The sequence below is a fragment of the Streptomyces sp. NPDC036764 genome (assembly GCF_055609385.1).
Map to the genome: position 1 here is coordinate 132,511 of NZ_JBVJPT010000013.1, position 21,365 is coordinate 153,875.

8 protein-coding genes are annotated in these 21,365 nt (G+C 72.3%); 2 read left to right on the plus strand and 6 right to left on the minus strand.

Features of this window, described 5'->3' with window-relative positions:
- Positions 1–130 precede the first annotated feature (130 nt).
- The 4 genes from ACZ69Q_RS35010 to ACZ69Q_RS35025 are packed head-to-tail and all read right to left on the minus strand — an operon-like array spanning position 131 to position 15,057.
- Entirely contained in the window at positions 131–2,773 is a 2,643-nt protein-coding gene (locus ACZ69Q_RS35010) for a beta-ketoacyl synthase N-terminal-like domain-containing protein (protein WP_471049967.1), read from the minus strand.
- Entirely contained in the window at positions 2,766–6,344 is a 3,579-nt protein-coding gene (locus ACZ69Q_RS35015; protein ID WP_471049968.1) for a non-ribosomal peptide synthetase, read from the minus strand. The genes ACZ69Q_RS35010 and ACZ69Q_RS35015 overlap by 8 nt, the downstream gene beginning before the upstream one ends.
- Positions 6,341–7,591, minus strand: coding sequence for an MFS transporter (locus ACZ69Q_RS35020; RefSeq protein ID WP_471049970.1), 1,251 nt, complete (start codon positions 7,589–7,591; stop codon positions 6,341–6,343). Before ACZ69Q_RS35020 ends, ACZ69Q_RS35015 begins: the two co-directional genes overlap by 4 nt.
- Positions 7,588–15,057, minus strand: coding sequence for a hybrid non-ribosomal peptide synthetase/type I polyketide synthase (locus ACZ69Q_RS35025; RefSeq protein ID WP_471049973.1), 7,470 nt, complete (start codon positions 15,055–15,057; stop codon positions 7,588–7,590). The genes ACZ69Q_RS35020 and ACZ69Q_RS35025 overlap by 4 nt, the downstream gene beginning before the upstream one ends.
- Before the next feature lie 372 nt (positions 15,058–15,429).
- Between ACZ69Q_RS35025 and ACZ69Q_RS35030 the strand changes: the two genes are divergently transcribed.
- Entirely contained in the window at positions 15,430–18,261 is a 2,832-nt protein-coding gene (locus ACZ69Q_RS35030; protein WP_471049975.1) for an ATP-binding protein, read from the plus strand.
- Positions 18,262–18,390: 129 nt separating this feature from the next.
- On the opposite strand, the gene ACZ69Q_RS35035 is transcribed toward ACZ69Q_RS35030, so the two are convergent.
- Positions 18,391–19,887: an amidase gene (locus ACZ69Q_RS35035; RefSeq protein ID WP_471049978.1), complete on the minus strand. Its 1,497-nt coding sequence runs from the start codon at positions 19,885–19,887 to the stop codon at positions 18,391–18,393.
- Between the two features lie 181 nt (positions 19,888–20,068).
- Here ACZ69Q_RS35035 and ACZ69Q_RS35040 point away from each other — a divergent pair, with 181 nt between their 5' ends.
- Positions 20,069–20,713: a TetR/AcrR family transcriptional regulator C-terminal domain-containing protein gene (locus ACZ69Q_RS35040; RefSeq protein WP_471049980.1), complete on the plus strand. Its 645-nt coding sequence runs from the start codon at positions 20,069–20,071 to the stop codon at positions 20,711–20,713.
- 85 nt (positions 20,714–20,798) lie between these two features.
- Here ACZ69Q_RS35040 and ACZ69Q_RS35045 read toward each other — a convergent pair whose 3' ends face one another.
- The gene (locus tag ACZ69Q_RS35045) at positions 20,799–21,200 is read right to left on the minus strand and encodes a hypothetical protein (RefSeq protein WP_471049982.1); all 402 of its coding nucleotides are present in this window, start codon (positions 21,198–21,200) and stop codon (positions 20,799–20,801) included.
- Positions 21,201–21,365: the final 165 nt, after the last annotated feature.

Here is a 21,365-nt window from a genome sequence, read left to right on the forward strand (position 1 = left end):
ATCCGGACGGTGACGTGCCCGGTGTGGCAGACCCCTGCCGCCACGACAGCGGCCGCCAGGGCCGCCGAGGCCCGGTCAGGGGCCCTGACCGCCACGCGCTGTTCCTCGGTCACCTCTTGCCGCGGCACGGTCAACTCGGTTCCCCCTGTGTGCTGGTGGTCATCCCGTCGATCAGCTCGGCCATGGCGCGGGGTGTCAGATCGACGCCGAACAGATCGGTCGCCTTGATCTCCATGCCGCAGGCCCGCGAAAGCCGTACGGCCAGCCGGACCAGCGTGAAGGAGTCCCCGCCGAGCATGTACAGGTCGGCGTCGGGCTCGATGTCGGTGAAACCGAGCGTCTCCTCCCAGGCGCGCAGCACCATCGACAGCGTCCCGCCCTCGTCCGTGGGCGGTGCGGGGGCGTCGGGCTCACCCTGCGCAGGGGACGCACCGACGGGATCGGAGCCGGGTGCGTCGATCCAGTACCGCCGCCGGTCGAACGGGTAGGTGGGCAGGGGCACCCGGCGGTAGCCGTCGGCCCCGTTCGCCCGTGCCAGATCAACCCCGGCTCCCGCCGACCACAGCTTGCCGAGCTGGGTGAGGAATGGCACCACGCCGGTGCCGGGCAGCACCGGCACCGCTTCGTACAGGCCGTCGTCCCGGACATACGGGCGTAGCAGATCGCTCAGCGGCCGCCCGGGCCCCACCTCGACGACGAGTGCGCCCGGAACCAGGTCGATGAGCGTGCGCGCGGCATCGGGGAAGCGTGTCGGCTGCTCGGGCTGCGCGGCCCAGAAGCGGGCATCACGACCGGTCCGCGGGTCCACCGTCCGACCGGTGCACGCGGAGACGACGGGCAGCGAAGGCGGCTTGAGGGCGGCACTGTCTGCTGCATCCGCGAGGGACTTCGTCAGCAGTTCGGCCCCCTGAAGCGGCGAGAACTCCCCGGCGAGGCAGGCCGCGGCGAACTCCCCGGTGCCCTGGCCCAGTACGGCGACGGGCGCGAGGCCCAGGAACGTCAGGAGCTCGGCGACGGCCACCTGAGCGACGTACAGGCAGACCCGGGTGAGTTCGCCCGGCGGAGCCGTACTGTCCGACTCGTCGAGCAGGACGGCGCGGATCCTCGCACCGTCCGCCTCCAGCGGGGCGAGGATCTCCTCCACCCGCTCGCGTACCACGGCATAACGGGTGTACAGGCCCGCCAGCATGCCGCGCGGGGCCTGTTGTCCGCCGAAGGCCCACACGATCGGGGGTGCCTTGCGCGGTGTCCGGCGGGGGGCGTCCTGGAAGGACTCGCGGACCAGGCCGTCCGGGGTGATCACGGCGCCCAGGCGCACCGGGAAGCCGCGCCGACCCGAGGTGAAGGTGCGGGCGACATCGCCCACTCGCCATCCGGGGCGGGCCGACAGGTGCTCCGCCACAGCGTCCCGGTAACGCAGGGCCACCTCCGGAGACCTCGCCGACAGCGGGAGCACGGCAGCCGCCAGGTCCTCGTCGGGGGCCGGCCGGGAGGGCCCGTATTCCTCGACCACCACATGGCTGTTGGTTCCGCCCATGCCGTACGAACTGACCCCCGCCCTCCTCGGCACCCCGGGCGAGGCGGCCCACGGCCGGGCCGCGGCGTCGAGCACGAAGCCGTCAGGGAGATCGTCAGCGGCACCGTCGTCCCCGGCACCCACCAGCGGCGGCAGGACACCGTGGTGAAGAGCCAGGACCGTCTTGACCAGACCGATCACGCCGGCGGCCGCACCAGGGTTGCCGATGTTGGCCTTGACCGAGCCGAGCGACAGCGGCTCGTCCGCCCGGCCGCGGGTGAACACCTCGGCCAGCGCGGCGAGTTCGATGTCGTCGCCGACCTCGGTGCCGGTGCCGTGTCCCTCCAGGTAGCCCACCGTCGCGGGGTCGATCCCGGCGTCCCGGTAGGCCATGTGCAACACGTCGACCTGACCCGCGAACCCGGGGGCGGTGTACCCGGCCTTGTCGCCGCCGTCGTTGTTCACTGCCGAGCCACGGATCACGGCCAGGACGGTGTCGTGGTCGGCGAGCGCGTCGTCGAGCCGCCGCAGGGCGACCAGGCCGAGGCCGTTGCCCGGCACGGAGCCGTCCCGGCCGGTCTGGAACGGGCGGCAGCGGCCGCTGGGCGAGAGCACGCTGCCGGAGGTGACCGCGTAACTCTCGTCCTGCGGCAGCTCGACGCTCACCCCACCGGCCAGCACCAGGTCGGCGTCCCGGCCACGCAACGCCCGAACACCCAGGTGCACGGCGGCCAGGGAGGTCGAGCAGGCGGTCTGTACGGTCATCGCAGGGCCGGTCAGGCCGAGCCGGTAGGCGACCTTGGCGGCGAGATGGTCCCTGTCGTTCGACAGGACGAGCGGCAGCAGTCCCTCCGCCTGCTCGATCGAGGGGTCGGCGAGGATGTGGCGCAGCAGGTAGTGGTTCATCCCCGCGCCGGCGAAGACACCGACCCGCTCACCACCACTGCCGTGCCCGGCCCGCTCCAGCAGCGTCCACGCGGCTTCCAGCAGCAGTCGGTGCTGAGGGTCGGTCAGCTCGGCCTCCCGCGGCAGTATCCCGAAGGCCTCGGCGTCGAACTGGTCGATGTCCGCGAGAACTCCCCGCCGGGCGACGTGGTCGGACCGGCCGCCGGTGGCCGACGGGGCGTAGGGCACGGTCGTCGTCACCTCGCGGCCCTCGGCGACCATGCGCCAGAAGGCGTCGAGGTCGTCGCCCACGCCCGGGGTCCGGGCGTAGACGCCGATGACCGCGATCGGGTCGGTTTCCGCTTCACGCACCGTGCATGCCCTTCCTGATGTGCGCCGCCAGCTTGTTGACCGTCGGGGCCCGGTAGATGTCGACCGAGGTGATCCGGACTCCCGGGAACCGCTTGCGCAGCGCGTTACGCATCTCGGTCAGTTGCAGGGAGTCGCCGCCCGCGTCGAAGAACGCCTCGTCGTAGTGGAAGTCGTCGCCGCCCAGCAGGTCCTGCCACACGTCGGCGACCTGCTCGACGAAGTCGTCCTCGGCAGCCGTGGGGGAGGGGCGTGCCGCGGGGGCTGGAGATGGGGGTGCCGACAGGCCGGCCGGCGCGGGGGCCTCGGCCAGGAAGCGTTCGGTCGGCAGTGCCCGGGCCGCCAACGCGTCGGTGTCCACCTTGCCGTTGCGGTTCACGGGCAGGGACGGCAAGAGGCACCACAGGCCGGGCAGCGCGTACGAGGGGAGTGCGTCCGCCAGCGAGGGGATGAGCCGTCGCAGGGCGGACAGCTCCGGGCCCACCACGGAGGCGAGGACGGCGCGGTCGGTGTGGTCGTCGCCGACGGCGCTGACATCCGCGTCGACGACACCCGGCCAGGACCTGATGTGCGACTCGATCGCGGCGAGCTCGACCCGGTGTCCGCGGACCTTGATCTGCCGGTCCCGGCGGCCGCGGAACAGCAGCTCTCCGGCGTCGTTCCAGCAGACGATGTCTCCGGTGGCGTAGGCACGTTCACCGTCGAGCCAGGGCGCGGTGACGAAGGCCGCGGCGGTCCGCTCCGCGTCCCGGGCATAACCGTCGGCCAGGCCCAGACCGGTGGCGTACAGCTCGCCGTCGGTCCCGGGCGGGACCGGCCGGCCCGCCCGGTCGAGCACGAGAACCCCGGTGCCGGCGATCGGACGTCCGATCGGAACGCTGTCGCCGACCTCGTCCGGCGAGGTCACATGGTGGACGGTCGTGAACGTGGTGTTCTCGCTCGGGCCGTACCCGTTGGTGACCCACAGCCCGGGACAGGCCTCGAGGACGGTGCGGACATGGTCCGGTGCGACCACGTCCCCACCGGTCAGCAACTGCCGCAGCGAGCCGAGCGAGGCGGGATCGTACTGGGCGACCAGGCGGAAGATTCCCGAGGTCAGCCAGGCGTGGGTGACCGCTTCCTCCCGGAGGAAGGTGCGGATCGCCTGGGGGGAGGCGGGGCCCGCGGGCAGGACCGCGATCCGGTCCCCGTTGAGCAGCGGGTGGAAGAGCTCCAGGGTCGAGGCGTCGAAGGCCAGGGGTGCCATCCGGAGCATCGAGCGCCGGCGACCGGGGTCCTCGTCGTCGGCCGGGCGCAGCAGTCCGGGGTCCGCTGCCAGGCGGATCACCGCGCGGTCGGGTATCTCGACTCCCTTGGGCGTACCCGTGGTCCCGGAGGTGAAGGAGACGTAGGCCGTGCTGTGTGCTGCGCGCGGGTGCGGTTCCACCGTCGCCGCGGCTTCCTCGAAGGGCGCCGCGTCGGGGGACCACGGCGGCACCAGCCGTACGTCTTCGGGCCAGTGGGGACGCAGGTCCGCAGAGGCCACGGCCACCGCTGCCCCGGTGGCGCGGAGCACCTCGGCGCGCCAGGCGCCGACCGCGTCCTGCGGCACGGGGACATAGCAGGCACCCGTCCGCAGGATCGCCAGCACCGCGACGACCTCGGCGGCCGAGCGGTCGACCTGGATGATCACTCGGTCCCCGGCTCGGACACCGGCTTGGTGCAGGACGGACGCGTAGCGCTCGGCGGCCTGTTCGAGTTGACGGTAGGTCAGTGTGTGGCCGTCGGAGGTGACGGCGACGGCGTCGGGGTGCCTGTGGGCCGTCGCCGCGAAGCGCTCCCAAAGACCTTCGGTGCTGTCCGTCGCGTCGTGGGTGTATTGGGCAAGTTCGCGGATCCGGGCTCGTTCGACGGCCGACAGTCCGGCGAGCCCGCGGAGCGGTGCGGTCGGGGTCCGCTCGAACTCGAGCAGCGTCGCGAGCAGCGCACCGGCCAGCGCGGTGGCGGTCTGCGGGCCGACCTGGGAGAACGAGTACTCCAGGGCGAAGGCCGGTTCGCTTCCCCAGCGCCGCAGATAGAGGATCGCGTCGAACACCGAGCCGCCGCAGTGGCCTTCGACCACTTCGGCCGGCGTTCCGGCCAGATCCAGGCCGGCCGGGACGAGCTCGTCGTGCGCTGCGAAGGCGAACTGGGTCAGCGCGTTGGAGCCGCGGACCGGCTGCGCGCCGAGGTGGCGCACGATGTCCTCGGAGGGGGCCTCCGAGTCCCTTATCGCCGCGTCGTAGTCAGCGGCCGTCAGGCGGAGATAGCTCTCCACCGTGAGCTGCGGCTCCAGCCGGAGCCGGAGGGGTGCCACCCGGGTCAGCAGACCTACGGTGTCGAACTGGTCCGCGCGAAAACGCCCGCTCGTCGGCATCCCCAGGACGAGGTCGTCGACACCCGCACGTCGCCCCAGCACCAGGGCCCAGGCGGCGAGCAGGACGACCGGGCGGCGCACACCGGCCCGCCGCGCCACGCTCTCGACCGCGTCCCGCACGCCGGGAGGCAGACCGAAGCACAGCCGGCTGCCATCCGGATGGAACAGCCCCTCCGCTCCCGCGGGCGCCCCGGGCAGCCGTAGCTCGGTCGGCGCTCCCGCCAGCCGCTCCGCCACCCTGCCGAGGTCCTCGGAGAGTCGGCCCGAGTCGGCCCTGGCGCGGTACCGGGACAGTGAGGTGTCCGGTACGGCGGTGCCCGGGTGGTCGGTGCCGCCCTTGCCGTAGAGCTCCGCGAACTCGCGCAAGACGGTGCCGATGCTCCATCCGTCGACGATCGCGTGGTGGAACACCAGGGTGAGGACGTCGTCGCCGGGGGAGCGGCCGAGGAAGGCACTCCAGGGCGGCTGTTCGAAGGGCCGCAGGAACCTCCCCGCCGTGGGGCCGACCAGTGCCTCCATGCGCTCGGCGGGGCGCTCGGCGTCGGGCGTGAGTTCCAGTTGGCGCAGCGGGACCCGCCACTGCGGAAGGACCCGCCGCGCGAACGCGTCGCCGTCGGTGGTGAATCGTGTCCGCAGGGACTCGTGCCGTGCGGCGAGCGTCTGCAGGGCCGCGGCGACCCGATCGCGGTCGAGGTCCGGGGCGACGACGGAGAACATCAGCCGGTACGCCGTGTCACGGCCGGCGAGGTGAGCCGTCAGCATCGGCGCCTGACCGGGCAGCAGGGGCCGGTCACCGGGCGGGGGTGACGCCACCGGGCGGTCGGCCGACGGCCGCGTGTCGGCGAGGACCTCGCGCAGCGGGGTATGGCCCAGCAGCCGCTTCAGGTCCAGTGCCCGGCCGAGCCGCCGCTCGCCGAGCGCCACCAGGTGGTACGCCTGGAGCGAGGAGCCGCCCAGCTCACCGAAGGTGGCGTCCGCCCAGGTGCTGGGCAGCCGGGACGTGTGGCGCAGCGCCTCGTCGAGCAGCGGCTCCCAGGTCTCGGTCGGCGGGGCCAGGGCCTCGGCGGTGGGCTTGGGGCGCGGTGCGTCGGCGGTCGGTGCGGGACGCGGTGCCTCGGCGGTGGGTATGGGGCGTGGTGTCTCGGCGGCAGGCATGGGACGCGGTGCGTCGCTGGTCACTGGGCGTTCTCCCCCTCGCTCTCGGACGCCGGTACCTTCTCGGTCTCGGGATCGACGCGGCGCGTCGCCGCCTCGATCGACCGATCGGACAGGTAGGCCCGGATCGGGATGATGGTCAGCAGGGTCAGGACGGTGGACACGGCGAACAGGACCTGGGCATCGACTGCGAGCGCGACGGTGCCGCCGATCGCCGAACCGACCGGCGTCATCCCGTAGGTCAGCATGCGCGAGGCACCGCTGACGCGGCCCAGATCCGCCCGGCTCACGGTGAGTTGCCGAACCGACATCGACTCCACCGACCACATTCCGCCGAGCGCGCTGCCGACCGCCATGACGGCCGTCAGCAGGACGCCCTGGGCGAACAGGGGTCCCGCGAAGACCAGGGCCCAGCCCACCCGGGTGAGGGTGAGGGTCATACTCCGGCCCAGCCACGCCTCCACTCGATGGGTGATCAGAGCGCCTGCGGCCGCGCCCACTCCAATGGCCCCGACGAGGAAGCCGTACTGCGACGCGGACAGTCCGAGCGGGCCTGGCGCGATCGCGTACACCACGAGAAGGGTGAAGAAGATGCTGTTGGCGATCGTCGTCAGGCCGCCCACGGCGACGATGGTCGCGAGGATCGGCTGCGAGAAGACGAGCCGTGTCCCGTCCCAGAAACCGGTAGAGGCTTCCTCCGGGCGCGCTTTGGTCTCGGTGCGCGGCAGTTGGGCGGCGACCAGCGCGGCGGCCAGGCATGCCAGACCCGACAGCACGCTGGGCAGCACATGGTCGACGTCCACCAGCACACCCGCCAGGGCAGGGCCCAGGAACTGGTAGAACAGCCGGGTCGACACGGCCAGCAGTCCGTTCGCCCGGGTGCGGCGCGAGTCGTCGACCGCGTTCGCCGTCACGACCTCCGCCGCGGTGTCGACCACGGTCTGCAGGCAGGACACCACGAAGACCAGCACCGGCACGGTGACCGCGAGTGCCACGTCGGCCCAGATCAGCCCGGCCAGGGCGACCATCGCGGCGCTGCGTCCGAGGTTGGCGAGGGTAACGGCGCGGACCGCGCCGATCCGGTCCACCAGGACACCGGCCGGCACGGCCGCGATCAGCCACGGCAGGGTCGCCGCGACCGTGACCGCGGCCACCGCCAGAGCCGAGTGCGCCGCCGCGGCCACCGTGATCGTCGCTGCCACGGCAAAGACGCCGTTGGCGGTGTCCGAGACGGCGGTGGCGGTCAGGAACCTGCGGAACACCCCGCTCATCGGGTGGCGGTTCCGGTGCCGGCCGCCATCTCGTCCCGCAGTCGGGCCAGCCGCCGCAGGCTGCCGACCACCTGGCGCTGTGTCAGGCCGAAGTCGACCAGGGCACCGATCTCGTTCACCCCTGCCTCCCGCAGGAGCTCGCACCGCTGCCGCACCGTTACCGGATCGCCGAGCAGGGCACGCTCGCCGCGGAACTTGCGGTAGGCGCGCCGCAGAATGGCGTCGACGTCCCTCGGGCCGGCCCGGTCCAGGTCGATCTGCTCCTCCGGCAGGGCAGCGGTGAGGGTGCCGAGGAGCTGGGTGTGACTGCGCAGGTAGCGCAGGAAGGGGTCGTGGCAGACCTCCTCCACCATCTCCTCGGACTCGCCGACGTAGCAGTGGACCATCAGCGTGACGCGACCGGTGTCGGGGTCGTACCCGGCCTCCTCACGGGCCTTGCGATAGATCCGGACCTTGTCGGCGAGCTCGTCGACCTTCAGCTCCAGCAGAGCGGTGAGCAGGTTGGCGCCCAGCGCTCCGGCCCGGCGGAAGCTCTCGTCGTTCGAGGTCGCGGTCAGCCAGGTCGGCAGTTCCGGCTGGACGGGCCTCGGATACAGCGACACCTGGACCCGGCCGCCGGTGCCGTCGACGGCGTCCGGCACGACGCCATCGGCCCAGAGCTCGCGGATCCGGCGGACGTCGGCCTCGAACGTGTCGCGGCGGCCCGCGAACCGGTCGGGGGCCAGCACATAGTCGCTGGGATGGAAACCGGGGGCGAACGACACCCCGATGCGGCCGCCCGAGAGCCGGTCGACGACCCGCCAGTCCTCGACCAGGCGCAGGGGGTTGTGCAGCGCCGGGATGACGCTGCCCGCCCGGATGTGGATCCGCTCGGTCGCCGTCGCCAGTGCCGCGCTCAGCACCACCGGGTTGGGGTATTGCGCCCCGAACTCGTGGAAGTGCCGTTCCGGCGTCCAGATCGCCTCGTAGCCGAGGGCGTCCGCCTCCCGGGCGGCGGCCACGATCAGGTCGTAGTCGGATCCGAGGTCGCCGTGTGCGGAGGAGAAGAAGTAGACGCTGGTGGAGAGTTCGCCGGCCGGCGCCGCGGTACGGGGCCCTTCGGTGACCGGCGCCGGCCCGACCGCGACCGGTGCGGTGGGAGTCGACGCGCGGGGCTGTGCAGTCGGAGCCGCTGCGCGAGGGGGTGCGGTCGGAGCCGCTGCGCGAGGGGGTGCGGTCGGTGCCGTCGCTCCCAGCCCTTCCCGGACGACCCGGGACAGCCCGCCGAAGGTGGACTCGTCGAAGAACGAGTCCAGGCTGACCTCCAGGCCCAGCGCGTCGCGGATACGGGCGCTCAGCCGCAGCGCGGCGAGGGAGTGCCCGCCCTGGTCGAAGAAGTCGTCCTCGTCGCTCACCGCATCGACGCCCAGGACCTCGCACCACAGGGCGCTCAGCACCGAGTCGGTGTCCGTCGTCACCTCGCTCACGGCCGCCTTCCCTTCCTTTTCCGTCACGTCGTTCGGTTCGTCGATCTCGATCTGCCGGGACGCGGCCGTATCGGCCGGGGCGGGCCGGGGAACCTCCGGCCCGATCCAGCACCGCTCCCGGGTGAAGGCGTACGTCGGCAGCGACACGCGCCGCACGCTCTCGCTCTCGTCCCGCCACAGGTCGCCGAGTCCCCAGCGCCACAGCTCCCCGACGGCTTCCAGCCCCGAGGCGAGTGACCCGCCGCTTCGTGGCCGGTCGAATCCGCCGAGCAGCGGCTTTTGATCCCGCAGGATGTCGCTCACCAGGCCCTGGAGCGTGGCGCCCGGCCCCGTCTCGAACCAGACGGCGGGTGAGAACTCCTCCGATGCGGCGCGCACTGCCTCGGAGAAGCGCACGGGCAGCCGGATCTGCGAGGCCCAGGAGCGCGGGTCGACGGCGTCACCGTCGCCGAGCCGGCGCCCCGTCGCACCCGAGAACAGCGGTATCCGCGGCGCGCGCAGGCCGACTTGCGCCATGACTTCGGCGAACTCGGTCGCTGCCGCGTCCATGCTCGGCGAGTGGAACGCGTGCGAGGTCCGCAGCGGCACGGTGGCCACCCCGACGCCCCTGCAGCGCTCCACGAAGGCGGCCACGGACTCCGGGTCGCCGGCGACGACCACTGAATGCGGCCCGTTGTAGGCCGCGATGACCAGACCGTCCGGGAGCATCGCAGCCACCTCCTCGGCCGGCGCGACGACAGCCGCCATCGCGCCCGGCGGCGCGCCCTGCATCAGCCGTGCCCGCCCGGTCACCGCGGTCATCCCGTCCGCGAGGGTGAGGACCCCGCCGACGCAGGCGGCGGACAGCTCGCCCACGCTGTGCCCGATGAGCGCCCGAGGCTCAAGTCCCCGAACGATCAGGCTCCGGGCCGTGGCGACCTGGTGCAGGAAGAGGCACGGCTGTGCGAGCAACGTGCTCGACGAACCGTCCGGAGCGATGTGCTGCGCTGAGGCCGAATCGGTGAGCAGCGCATCGGCCACCTCCTGGCGGAGAGCGGGGTCGACGGCCTCCAGGCCCTCGTCGACGCAGGCGCGGTAGACCGGGTCGGCGTCGTAGCGGTCGCGCCCCATCCCGGGGCGCTGCGTGCCCTGTCCGGGGAACATCAGCACGGCGCCCGATCCGGCCGGGACACGAATCCGGCCGAGCTCGGATCGGCGCAGCAGGGACGGTGCCCGGACGGTGTCCGGGGCGACGACCGCCGCGCGCCAGGGGAGCCGGGCGCGGCCGACCCGGAGGGTGTGCGCCACGTCGGCCAGGGAGAGGCCCGGGTTCGCCTCCAGGTGGTCGGCCAGCCGGTGGACGGCGCTGCTCAGCGCTGCCTCGTCGGCGGCCGAGACGGTCAGGAGCTGGGGCTCGGCGGTCGCCGGCACCGTGGCGGGCGCGGCGGGCGGTTCCTCCACGATGACATGGGCGTTGGTCCCGCCGATGCCGAAAGAGCTGATCCCCGCGCGCCGGAGCGTCTGCCCCTGCGGCCACGGCAGAGCCGCGGCGGGGAAGCACAGGGCGCTTTCCTCGGCGGCGAGCCGTCCGGCGGGGCGGGTGAAGTTCGCGATCGGGGGCACCGTGCCGTGGCGTACGGCGAGGACGGCCTTGATCAGGCCGACCACTCCGGCCGCGGCATCGAGATGACCGAGGTTCGACTTCACGGCGCTCACGTACAGCGGAGAGCGTTCGGCGTCGCGTGCCTCGGTGCGGAAGACGTCGCGCAGCGCCGAGGCCTCGACCGGGTCGCCGAGCCTGGTCGCGGTGCCGTGCGCCTCCACCAGTCCGATCGACTCCGCCGGCACGCCCGCCCTGTCGAGGGCGGCGCGGATGACGCCGGCCTGCGCGGACGGACCGGGCGCGGTGTAACCGACCTTGCGGGAGCCGTCGTTGTTGACGGCGGACCCGAGGATCACGCCGTGGATGACGTCCCCGTCGGCGAGCGCGTCCGCAAGCCGCTTCAGTACGACCACACCCGCCCCGTCGCCGGGGATGGTGCCCTGCGCGTGCTCGTCGAACGGCCGGCACAGACCGTCCGGGGAGTAGATCCCGCCGGGCTCGTGGACATATCCGTGCCGGGAGGGCGGGGCCACCGAGCAGCCGCCCGCGAGGGCGAGGTCGCTTTCGAAGGACAGCAGGCTCTGGACGGCCATGTGCGTGGCGACCAGGGAGGTCGAGCAAGCGGTCTGGACCGTGAGGCTCGGACCCTGGAGGTTGAGCTTGTAGGAGATGCGGGTGGAGGCGAAGTCCTTGTCCGTGGCGATGACCACCTGAAGCGGGCCCGCGCTCTGCGCGAGTTTCGCGTCGGCGAGCACCTCCTGGAGGTAGGCGTTGCCCCCGGTGCCGGTGAAGACACCGGTGCGGTTGTCCTCGGGCCCTGCCGGGGCGTATCCGGCGTCCTCCAGCGCGCGCCAGGCGCATTCCAGCAGGATTCGCTGCTGCGGGTCGAGCAGCGATGCCTCCAACGGCGAGTAGCCGAACAGCTTCCGGTCGAATCCCGGGATGTCGTCGAGCACGGCTCGCACCGGGACGTAGCCCGCGGTGTCAAGGGCGCTTCTCGGCACGCCTGCGGCCAGCAGCTCTTCCTCGCCGAAGCGGGCGGCGGCATGCTCACCCGCCAGCACCAACTGCCAGAAGGCGTCGAGGTCCTCGCCGGTTCCGGGCAGTCGGGCCGCCATGCCGACCACGGCGATACGTCCGTCGTCGGGGCGCCGGTTACCGGAGGGGCGGTCCGACGGCACCGGCTGTGTCCCGTGGGCCGGTGAAGTGCCGTACTTGTCGTGCAGGAACCGGGCGCAGGCCCGGACGGTGGTGTGGTGGAAGAGATCGGTGACGCTGATCTCCAGACCGGCCCTGCCCAGTGCCTCGTGCACTCTCAGCAGCGCGAAGCTGTGCCCGCCGACGTCGAAGAAGTTGTCGTCCAGGCCGATGCCTGACTGGTCGAGCACCGCCTGCCATATGTCGAGCACGGTCCTGGTGAGGTCGGCCAGGTCTCGCCCCCCAGAGCCGCCCGCAGCGGGTACGGGTTCGGATTCCGGCGGTTCGGTGAGGGTGGACGCCTCGGCTTCGGGCTCGTCAAGGGACAGCAGGCCGAGCAGCCGGCCGCGGTCCACCTTGCCGTTCGGTGTCAGGGGAATGCCGTCGACCCCGACGAAGCGGCTGGGGCGGAGGTAGGACGGCAGCGCCGAGCGCAGGTGCTCGCGCAGTTCGCTCTCCGGAAGCGGTCCGTTGAGGGCCACGAAAGCGATCAAGGTGTCGTCGTGAGCGAGGACGGCGCAGGCCGTCACGCGGCGCCCGGGCAGCCGCAGCACCGCCCGTTCGACCTCTGCCGGTTCGACACGGTAGCCCCGCACCTTCACCTGGTCGTCGATGCGTCCCAGATACTCCAGCTCGCCGCCCGTGCGCCAGCGGGCGACGTCGCCCGTGCGGTACATCGTTCCGCCGACGTGGAACGGGTCGGTCGTGAAGCGTTCCGCGGTCTGCGCGGCGTCGTTGAGGTAGCCGCGGGCGACGTGTCCGCCGCCGATGTACAGCTCGCCGGGCACATCGAGTCCGGCGAGCTCGCCGTCTCCGTCCAGCACATAGCATCGGGCCTGCGGCAGCGGAACACCGATCGAGTTCGGCCGTACCGAGCCGAGTTCGGTGGAATGGGCCGGCCGTGCGGTGATGTGGACGGTCCCCTCGGTGATCCCGTACATGTTCACGACGGTGGCGTCGAGACCGCCGTCACCGAGCAGCGCGGACAGCCGGTCCCAGTCGAGAGCCTCGCCGCCGAGGGCGATGTACCGCAGCGACAGGTCGTCGGTCCGGGCCGTCGCGGTCAGTGCCGGGGCCAGACGGTAGAGCGCCCCGGGAGTCTGGCTGAGGACCGTCACCCCGCGTGCGGCGACCAGGGCGGCGAGCGCCGCGGGGTCGCGTACCTGGTCGTTGCTCGCGATGACGCAGGTGCCGCCGGTGGTCAGTGGGCCCCAGATCTCCCAGACCGAGAAGTCGAACGCGAACGAGTGCGTACACAGCCACACGTCCGTCCGGTCCGTCTCCAGCCCGGCGGGCCGGTCGGCGAAGAGCTGGGCGAGGCAGGAGTGCGGCACCTCCACGCCCTTGGGCTCCCCGGTCGAGCCGGAGGTGAAGATGACGTACGCCGTCTGTTCCGGGTCGCTCTCCGCCAGGGGTGAGGCGTCGTCAAGTTCCGCAGGGGATGCAGCGGACGTGGGGGCAGCGGGGGATGTGGGGGATGCGGCGGACTCCTGCGCGTCGACGACGAGGCAGTCCACGGCGGGCAGCCACTCCTGGAGCACCGGTCGACTGGCCCGGTCGGTCATGACCAGGTCGATCCCCGCTCGCTGCGTGATGGTGCGCAGGCGTTCGCTCGGGCCGACGGGGTCGAGGGGGACGTAGGTCGCACCCGCCTTCCAAGCGGCGAGCATCGCGACCACGGTCCACGGGGTGCGCTGTCCGCAGACACCCACCCGCGAGCCCCGTCCCACTCCGGCGCTGCGCAGCTCCCCGCACACGCGGTCGGCGTGGCGGTCGAGTTCCGCGTAGGTCAGTGCGGTCGCCCCGTCGGTCAGCGCCGGGTGGTCGGGGCGGGCTGTGCGGGCCCGCAGGAACCGGGTGAGCACGGTCTCGGACTCGGCCGGAGCCGGCGGCGGGTTCACCCCGGCTGTGAGGTACTCGGCCTCCTCGGCGTCCACCAGCCGTAACGGCTCGTCGGGCGACTGCACCGCGTGTCGCAGCGCCGAACGAAGGTGGCGGACCAGGGTCTCGGCACTGCTCGCGGTCAGGATGTCGGCGTCGTATTCGAGTCTCAGGGAGGGATGCACACCCGAGAGATCGACGGTCAGGGCCAGGTCCCACTTCGCCCGGTCGCTGTGCAACTCGACATCGGTGACCGTCACTCCGGCGAGCTGGGGCAGTCCCGCATCGAAGTTCTGCACGGCCAGCGAGCACTGCATCAGCGGCGACCGTCCGGCCGCCCCCCGCAGGGAGAGTTCCCTGACCAGTACGTCGACGGGCACGTCCTGCCGGGCCATGGCCGGGAGCACGGCGCCTCGCGTCCGGCGAAGCAGTTGGGTGAAGCTTGGACGGCCGGAGACGTCCAGACGCAGCGGGACCATGTTGACCAGGCATCCGACGAGGGCCTGTTCCTCTTCGGAATTGCGGCCGGCGACCGGGCTGCTGATCACGACGTCGTCCTGGCGGGCGTACCGGCCGAGGACGGTCGCGTAGATCGCGGCGAGGGCCATGAAGACGGTGGCCCCGGCCCGCTGTGCCGTCTCGCGGAGCCGGGTGAGCAGCTCCTCGTCGAGTGGCACCAGCAGGGACCCGCCGGCACCACTGGGAATCGCCGGGCGGGGAAGGTCGGTGGGCAGCTCCAAGGGAGTCATTCCCCCCAAGTAACCGCGCCAGAAGTCCAGTTCGGCCGACGAGGCATCGCCGTCCGCCCAGCGTTCCCGCTCGCGCGCGGCCCCGACGAGTGGGCTGGGCGCCTCGTCGGCGAAGGGCTCGCCTCGGTCGGCCAGACGAGCCGCGTAGGCGGCCTCGAGGTCGCGGAAGATCACTCCGAGCGACCAGCCGTCGCACACGATGTGGTGGGCCATCAGAACGAGGCCGTGCCGCCCCGGCCCGATCCGGGTCAGTCCCCAGCGGACCGGCGGTCCCGCCACCAGGTCGAACGGCCTCGCGCCGAGGTGCTGCACCAGTTCGCGCACCGCGTCCGCCGGCTCGGCCGCCGGATCGGCGTCGGTGACCGTCCACGAGGGCTCGGTCGTACGGTCGGGGATCCGCTGTGTCAGCGCACCGTCCTCGAAGACGAACGTGGCCCGCAGCGAGTCATGACGGGCCGTCACCTGGGCGACGGCCCACCTCAGCGCCTCGACGTCCAGGTCGCCGTCGATGAGCATCGCCACCGTCACCAGGTAGGCGTCGTACCCCTCCGCCTCACGCGTGAAGTACAGGCGTTCCTGGGCAAAAGTCATCGGCCCGGCGCCGGCTGACGCACTCAACTTGCCCCCCGTGGACGTTCAAGATCGTCGTTGCCTCAAGCAGCGTGCCCCGACTCCGTTCACTCTGCACCCATGTTCGATATGACACGCATCACAAGTCACTCCAGCAACAGATCTCTGCTCCCGTCCGACCGGTCCGCCCGCAACTCGCGGCACGCTGCTCTTTGTTCCATCGGTGGGCCGGACGGCCTCCTGCTGACAGTCCTGAGCAAGGTGGTGGCCGACGGGGCAGGACCCATCGACAGGGGTAAGCGGTCGGCATTCCCAGCCCGTGTTCCGACTTGAACGAGCCCTGGCGCCGGGCCATGGTGGTAGGCGGCCGTCGGCCTGGTTCGGGGGGACCGTATGACGGAGTGGGCGTCACATGAACAGTTTCTCGGGCGGCGGGACGAACTGTCGCAGATGCAGGCCCGGTTACGACGTACCGGGCACGGGGAGCCGCAGGTGGTCCTGGTGGAGGGCCCGGCGGGGATCGGGAAGACGTCACTGGTGCGGCAGTTCGCCAAGGAGACCGAGCCGGCCTGCCAGGTGCTGTGGGCCAGTGGCGCGGAGGCAGAGGCGGATCTTCCCTACGGAGTGCTCGCACAGTTGGCGGCCGGGCCGGGCGGTGGCGCGGAGGAAGCGGGCGGCGGGCTGAGCGAGTTGCGGCTGCTCGGCTGTCCGGGAAGGCAGGCGCCGTCACCGCTGCCCGATCCGATCGGTGCCGGGTCCGCGCTCCTCGACGGGCTCGGGCGGCTCCAGGAGCAGGACCGCAGCTTCATCGTCATGATCGTCGACGACATGGACTGGTCGGACACACCCTCCCTGCACGCGCTGGCCTTCGTCCTGCGGCGGCTGCGGGTGGATCAAGTGCTGACGGTGTTCACCGCCCGCGCGGCGAGTCAGGCGAGGATCCCGGCCGGACTGCGCAAGGTGCTGGAGGAGGGCGCCACTCTCCGGATCGCGCTTGACGGCCTCAGCATCGACGACCTCGCCGGACTCGGCGCTGAACCGGCTGACACGGGACTCTCGCAAGCGGGGGAGGCGCCCCGGATGTCGAGGCGGACGGCCGGCCGGCTGTGGGCGCACACGCACGGCAACCCGCTCCATATCCGGGCACTGCTGGAGCAGTGCCCGGACTCGCTGGTCAGGGGCAGCGACCCGCTCCCCGTGCCGCACAACTACGCCCAGCTCATCAACGACCGGCTCGCCGGGTGCGGACCGGACACCCGCCAACTGGTCGCCGCCGCCGCGGTCCTGGGGATGTGCAGCCCGCTCCATCTCGCCGCCCGGGTCGGCGGTGTCACAGCCGCGCTGGAGGCGCTCGAAGAAGCCGTCGGTGCGGGTCTGCTGACCGAACCGGACACGGGCGACGGGCTGCCGACCGCGGCCTTCGCCCACCCCCTGCAACGTGCCGCCGTACGCCAGGGACTGGGCACCCGCCGCCGACTTTCCCTGCATGCTCAGGCCGCACGCATGGTCACCGATCCGGGCGAAGCACTGCGCCACCGGGTGCAGGCCGCCGTCACGCCGGACGAGGATCTCGCCGGTGAACTGGTCGAGCACGCCGCGCGGCACGCCGAGGAGGGTGCCTGGTCCGCCGCGGCCTCACAGTTGCTGGCCGCAGCGCGGATCGCCGCCGACCCCGTCAGTCGGGAGGAGCGCACGGTCCGGGCAGTCGAGTACCTGCTGCTTGCCGGGGATGTCGGCCGCGCCGAGGAACTCGCCGACACGGTCCGTGCGATGCGGAAGACGGTCCGGCTGCACTACGTCCTCGGGCATCTCGCACTCGAATCAGGGCGTCAGGAGGAAGCCCGCGACGAACTCGTTGAGGCCTGGCGCGGGCACCGCACCGGCACGGAGCCGGACACCGTACGCCACATCTGCGAACGGATGGCGTGGCTCGGCCTCATCCAGAGCGACGCGGCCGAGGCGGTCGCCTGGGCCCGTCGCGGCCTTGATGCCGGTCCCGGCGGGCGCGTCTCCCTGCTGCGCGACGAACTCACCCTCGGACTCGCCCTCAGCGGCAGCCCGAAGGAGGCCGCCGACGTCGTCTCCGGCCTGCCCGCGCACGGCCCGTACACCCGGCCCGAGGAACTGGACGGACTGTTCGCCCGCGGTGCGCTGCGGATGTGGAACGGGGAGTACGACGCGGCGCGCCGTGACCTTCAGGACGCCGTCGTCGCCCACCGCGCGCACGGCGTACGGAGCCTGGTCGCACCCGCGTTGTGCTACCTGGCCGACACCGCGTACCGCGCGGGGCGCTGGAACGACGCCGTCGCCGACAGCGCCCGGGCGGTCTCGCTGGCCGAGGACACCGACCACCGCTCCATGCTGGCGATGGCGCATGCCGTCGCGGCCGCCCCGCTGGCGGGCCGGGGCGACTTCGAGACCGCCGCGGCTCACGTACGGACCGCCCTGCGGCAAGCCGAGCGCCTCACGGACGCCAGCGACGCGGGCTACGCGCGCACCGCACTCGCCCAGCTCAAGGCCGCGCAGGGCGACCACTCGGGCGTGATCGAGGCGCTGCTCCCACTGGCCGGCAAACCCGTCCGACGCCGGGCAGCCGTCGACGAGCCCGGCGTCTTCCCCTGGCGTCAGCTCCTGATCGAAGCGCTCGTCCGTGTCGGCCGTACCGCCGAGGCCGAAGCGGTGCTCGGCCCGTACGAGGAGCTGGCCGCGGCGCGCGGCCGCTGCCCCGACCAGGCCGCCGCCGCCCGCTGCCGCGGCCTGCTGGCGGCCGCCCGGTCCGAGCCCGAACGCGCCGACCGGGCCTTCCGTCTGAGCCTGCGGCTGTGCGCGGCTGAACCGCACTGCTGGGAAGGGGCGCTGGCGCACCTCGCCTACGGAGCGTTCCTTCGCCGCGCCGCCCACAAGAGCGCGGCGGCCACCCAACTCGACGCCGCCTGGGACCTGTTCGCCCGGCTCGGTGCCGAGCCCTATCAGGAGCAGTGCAGGCTGGAACTGGCCGCGTGCGGACGCGCCTCGGCCCGCCCCGGCGGACCGGACCGCACCATGCTCACCCCGCAGGAACTCACCGTCGCCCAGCTCGCGGCACAGGGCCTGAGCAACCGGCAGATCGCCCGGGAACTGACCTTGAGCGTCAAGACCATCGAGTACCACTTGGGACATGTCTACGCCAAGCTGGGCCTGGCCTCCCGGGTCGGCCTCGTCACCGCACTCGGAGAACACTCCTGAGCTTTTTCTTTCCTGGCTGAACCGCGTCATCGCGCGCTGACCCCGGCGCCAGGGACAGCGCGGCCGAGAACGCGACGGGCCCCAGCTACGGTCCGAGTCGCATCCCATCGGCCCCGGACACGGGGCGGGTTACCGGTCGTCGTCGAGCGGCGGTTCCAGATGTGCCCAGGGATGTGCGTCTTCGAGTTGCGCGGCCAGTGACAGCAGCAGTGGCTCGCTGCCGAGCGGGCCGACGAACTGGACGCCGAGCGGCAGGCCCTCGGGGGTGCGGTAGGTGGGCACGCTGATCGCGGGGCGCCCGGTGATGTTCGCGAGCTGGGTGAAGGGCACCGGTTCGAGGTTGGCGATGACGGCCTCCTTCCACTGCTTGGTAGTGCTCAGTCGCCCGGCCAGTCCGAGGGAGAGGGACACGCGGCCGAGCACGCGCAGCAGGGGCGGGGTGTCGAGCTCTCCGATACGGATCGGCGGGCGGGCCAGGGTGGGGGTGAGCAGCAGGTCGTAGTCCTGGTGGAAGGAGGCGAGTTGGCGGTTGTAGGTGTTCCAGCGGTTGTGCGTGGTGATGTAGTCGCTCGCACGCTGGATGCGGCCGGCGGCGGCGACCAGGTGGGTGTCGAGTTCGAAGTCGGAGCGCCTGGCCCCGGTCGCGGCTCGGACCTCGTCGATGGTGGTGGCGAGCGAGGCGGACCACATGGCCAGGAAGTCGAAGGCGAGTTGGCGCTCGTCGATACCGGTGCGGGCGGGTTCGACCGTATGGCCGAGCTCTTCGAGGAGTTTGGCGGTCTCTTCGACGGCGGCCACGGCGTGCGGCGATACGGGAGTGCCAAGAGGGGAGTCGGTGGCGAAGCCGATCCGCAGGCGCCGCGGTGCCTGCCGGGCCAGCTCCGCGTAACCGGCTTCGGGCCTGGCCGGGGCAGGATACGGTCCCCCGGGATCGGGGGCGGCGGTGAGCACGTCGAGCAGCGCCGCCGTGTCCCGCACGCTGCGTGAGACGACCCCGTCGACCGCCGCTCCGTGCAGGTATTCGGCGGCTTGCGGGCCGGCGGGGACGATGCCGCGGCCCGGCTTGAGGCCGAGCAGTCCGCAGCAGGCCGCCGGAATGCGGATGGAGCCGCCGCCGTCGTTGGCGCCCGCGGCCGGGACGATGCCGGCGGCGACCGCGGCCGCCGAGCCTCCCGAGGAACCGCCCGGGGTACGGGAGCGGTCCCAGGGATTACGTGTGGGACCGCCGGCCTCGGGCTCGGTGATGCCCTTGGCACCGAACTCCGGCGTGTTGGTCTTGCCGAAGATCACGAGTCCGGCGTCCAGCCAGCGGCGCACCACTTCGGCGTGCTCGGCGGCGGGCAGGGAGCGAAGCGCCCGGTTTCCGCTGCCGGTCGGCAGCCCGGCGTAGTCCTGCAGCAGGTCCTTGATGAGGAAGGGCACTCCGGCGAAAGGGCCCGACAGCGTCCGCGTGGCTTGCCGGCGCGCCGCCTCGTGCATCGAGGTGACGATCGCGTTCAGAGCCGGGTTCACGGCCTCGGCCCGCGCGATGGCGCTCTCCAGCAGTTCGGCCGCCGTCGCCTGTCCTGTCGCGACCAGGTTGGCCAGCCCGACCGCGTCGTGGGCCCGGTACTCCGCGTAGTCCATGCGCCCTCCTCCGTAAAACTAGAGTTCGTAGTTTTAAGGGTCGGGAGACTACTCTGAGAGCACCTGTCCGCCAAGGGGCAGGAGGGCGAGAACGTCGCGGCAGGGCTCGCGAGCCGCAGCCGAAGCGGCATGGACGAGCAAGTCGCTGGACCGCAGGACAAGTCAAAGAGGAGGACGCCCGATGGGCAGGCCGCCGCGTCGGCTGCTGGACCGCGAAACCATCATCCGCGCCGGCCTCGACCTGGTGGACGAGCACGGAGCCGAGGCCCTCTCGGTCAACCGGGTCGCCACCGCACTCGGAGTCAAAGGACCCTCGCTCTACAGCTACATCACTGGGCGCGACGACCTTGTCGAAGGCATACGCGAACTGATCGTGGCCGAGATGCGGCTGGACTTCGCCATCGGCTCCTGGACGGCCATGCTGGAAGCCTGGGCCCGTTCCTATCGCGACGCCTTCGCCGCCCACCCCCGGGCCCTCCCCCTCCTCGCCACCCGAACCATTCGGTCACCGGCGGCGCTGGGCGCGTACGCCGCTGCGTTCGCCCGGCTGCGGGGCGCCGGATGGCCGGAGGACCGCCTGCTGCCGTTGGTGTGGGCCGTCGAGTACTTCGTCATCGGTTCGGTCCTGGCCCCGGGGCCACCGAAAGACCACGACGCCGCCACCGCGGAGGGCAACGAACCGCCCTCCGGCCTGGAACCGTTGCTCCCTTCAGGGCCTGAACAACGTGAACTGGCCTTCGAGGCCGGACTGGCCGCGCTGGTCCGCGGCTTCTCCGCCGAACTGACCGAACACCGCGCCCGGCTCGGCGAGGAAGCGGCGCTCTGAACCTCGCAGCGCCTCTCGTTCGTCGGTGACCCTCGCCGGGCGTGACCAGGTCAGACCATAAGGGCAAGCTGAGACCGTGAGCGCCTCATGGTTCGATCACGAAGACCGGGCTGACGGCGTGAGCGACGTCGTAGGCCCGCATGCCGACCAGCAGATAGGCGTGCACCTGGCAGAGATGGCCGCCGCGACCCCGCAGCGAGGCCGGGTCCACCTGGTACACGAACCGCCGGTCCTCGCGCGGCCAGGCGGCGTCGCGGAACGAACCGGTCGTCGCTGCCACCGCCCGGGACGGGATGTTGTCGTTGGCGGAGATGTCGTGGACGACGATCTCCGCCCGGTACCGGCCGCCGGTCCCGAACAGGGCCGTGCCGCACTCGGCGTCCAGAACCACTTCGAAGGGGCTGTCGGCCGGCAACGTCACATCGGCGACGGTGCCTTTCGGCCCGCGCGTGAACACCCTCACCACTTCCACGTCGTTCGGTCCCATGCCGCCTCCGGTGTCTTCGCGCGGATGGCCCGTGGACGGGCGCCCGAGCCGCCGTACGCCACCGGACTCTAAAGAGCGCCGGCACCCGCCGCCCCAGTGGCGAAGCCGGGGACAACCCTGGGATCGACAGCCCCGGGGCCCGAGACGGCGCCGCTCCAGGGCGCA

Bases quoted from the DNA above. Each gene is read 5' to 3' on its own strand.
- ACZ69Q_RS35030 (WP_471049975.1), top strand. From the start codon at position 15,430: ATGACGGAGTGGGCGTCACATGAACAGTTTCTCGGGCGGCGGGACGAA.
- ACZ69Q_RS35025 (WP_471049973.1), bottom strand. From the start codon at position 15,057: ATGACTTTTGCCCAGGAACGCCTGTACTTCACGCGTGAGGCGGAGGGG.
- ACZ69Q_RS35045 (WP_471049982.1), bottom strand. From the start codon at position 21,200: ATGGGACCGAACGACGTGGAAGTGGTGAGGGTGTTCACGCGCGGGCCG.
- ACZ69Q_RS35040 (WP_471049980.1), top strand. From the start codon at position 20,069: ATGGGCAGGCCGCCGCGTCGGCTGCTGGACCGCGAAACCATCATCCGC.
- ACZ69Q_RS35020 (WP_471049970.1), bottom strand. From the start codon at position 7,591: ATGAGCGGGGTGTTCCGCAGGTTCCTGACCGCCACCGCCGTCTCGGAC.
- ACZ69Q_RS35035 (WP_471049978.1), bottom strand. From the start codon at position 19,887: ATGGACTACGCGGAGTACCGGGCCCACGACGCGGTCGGGCTGGCCAAC.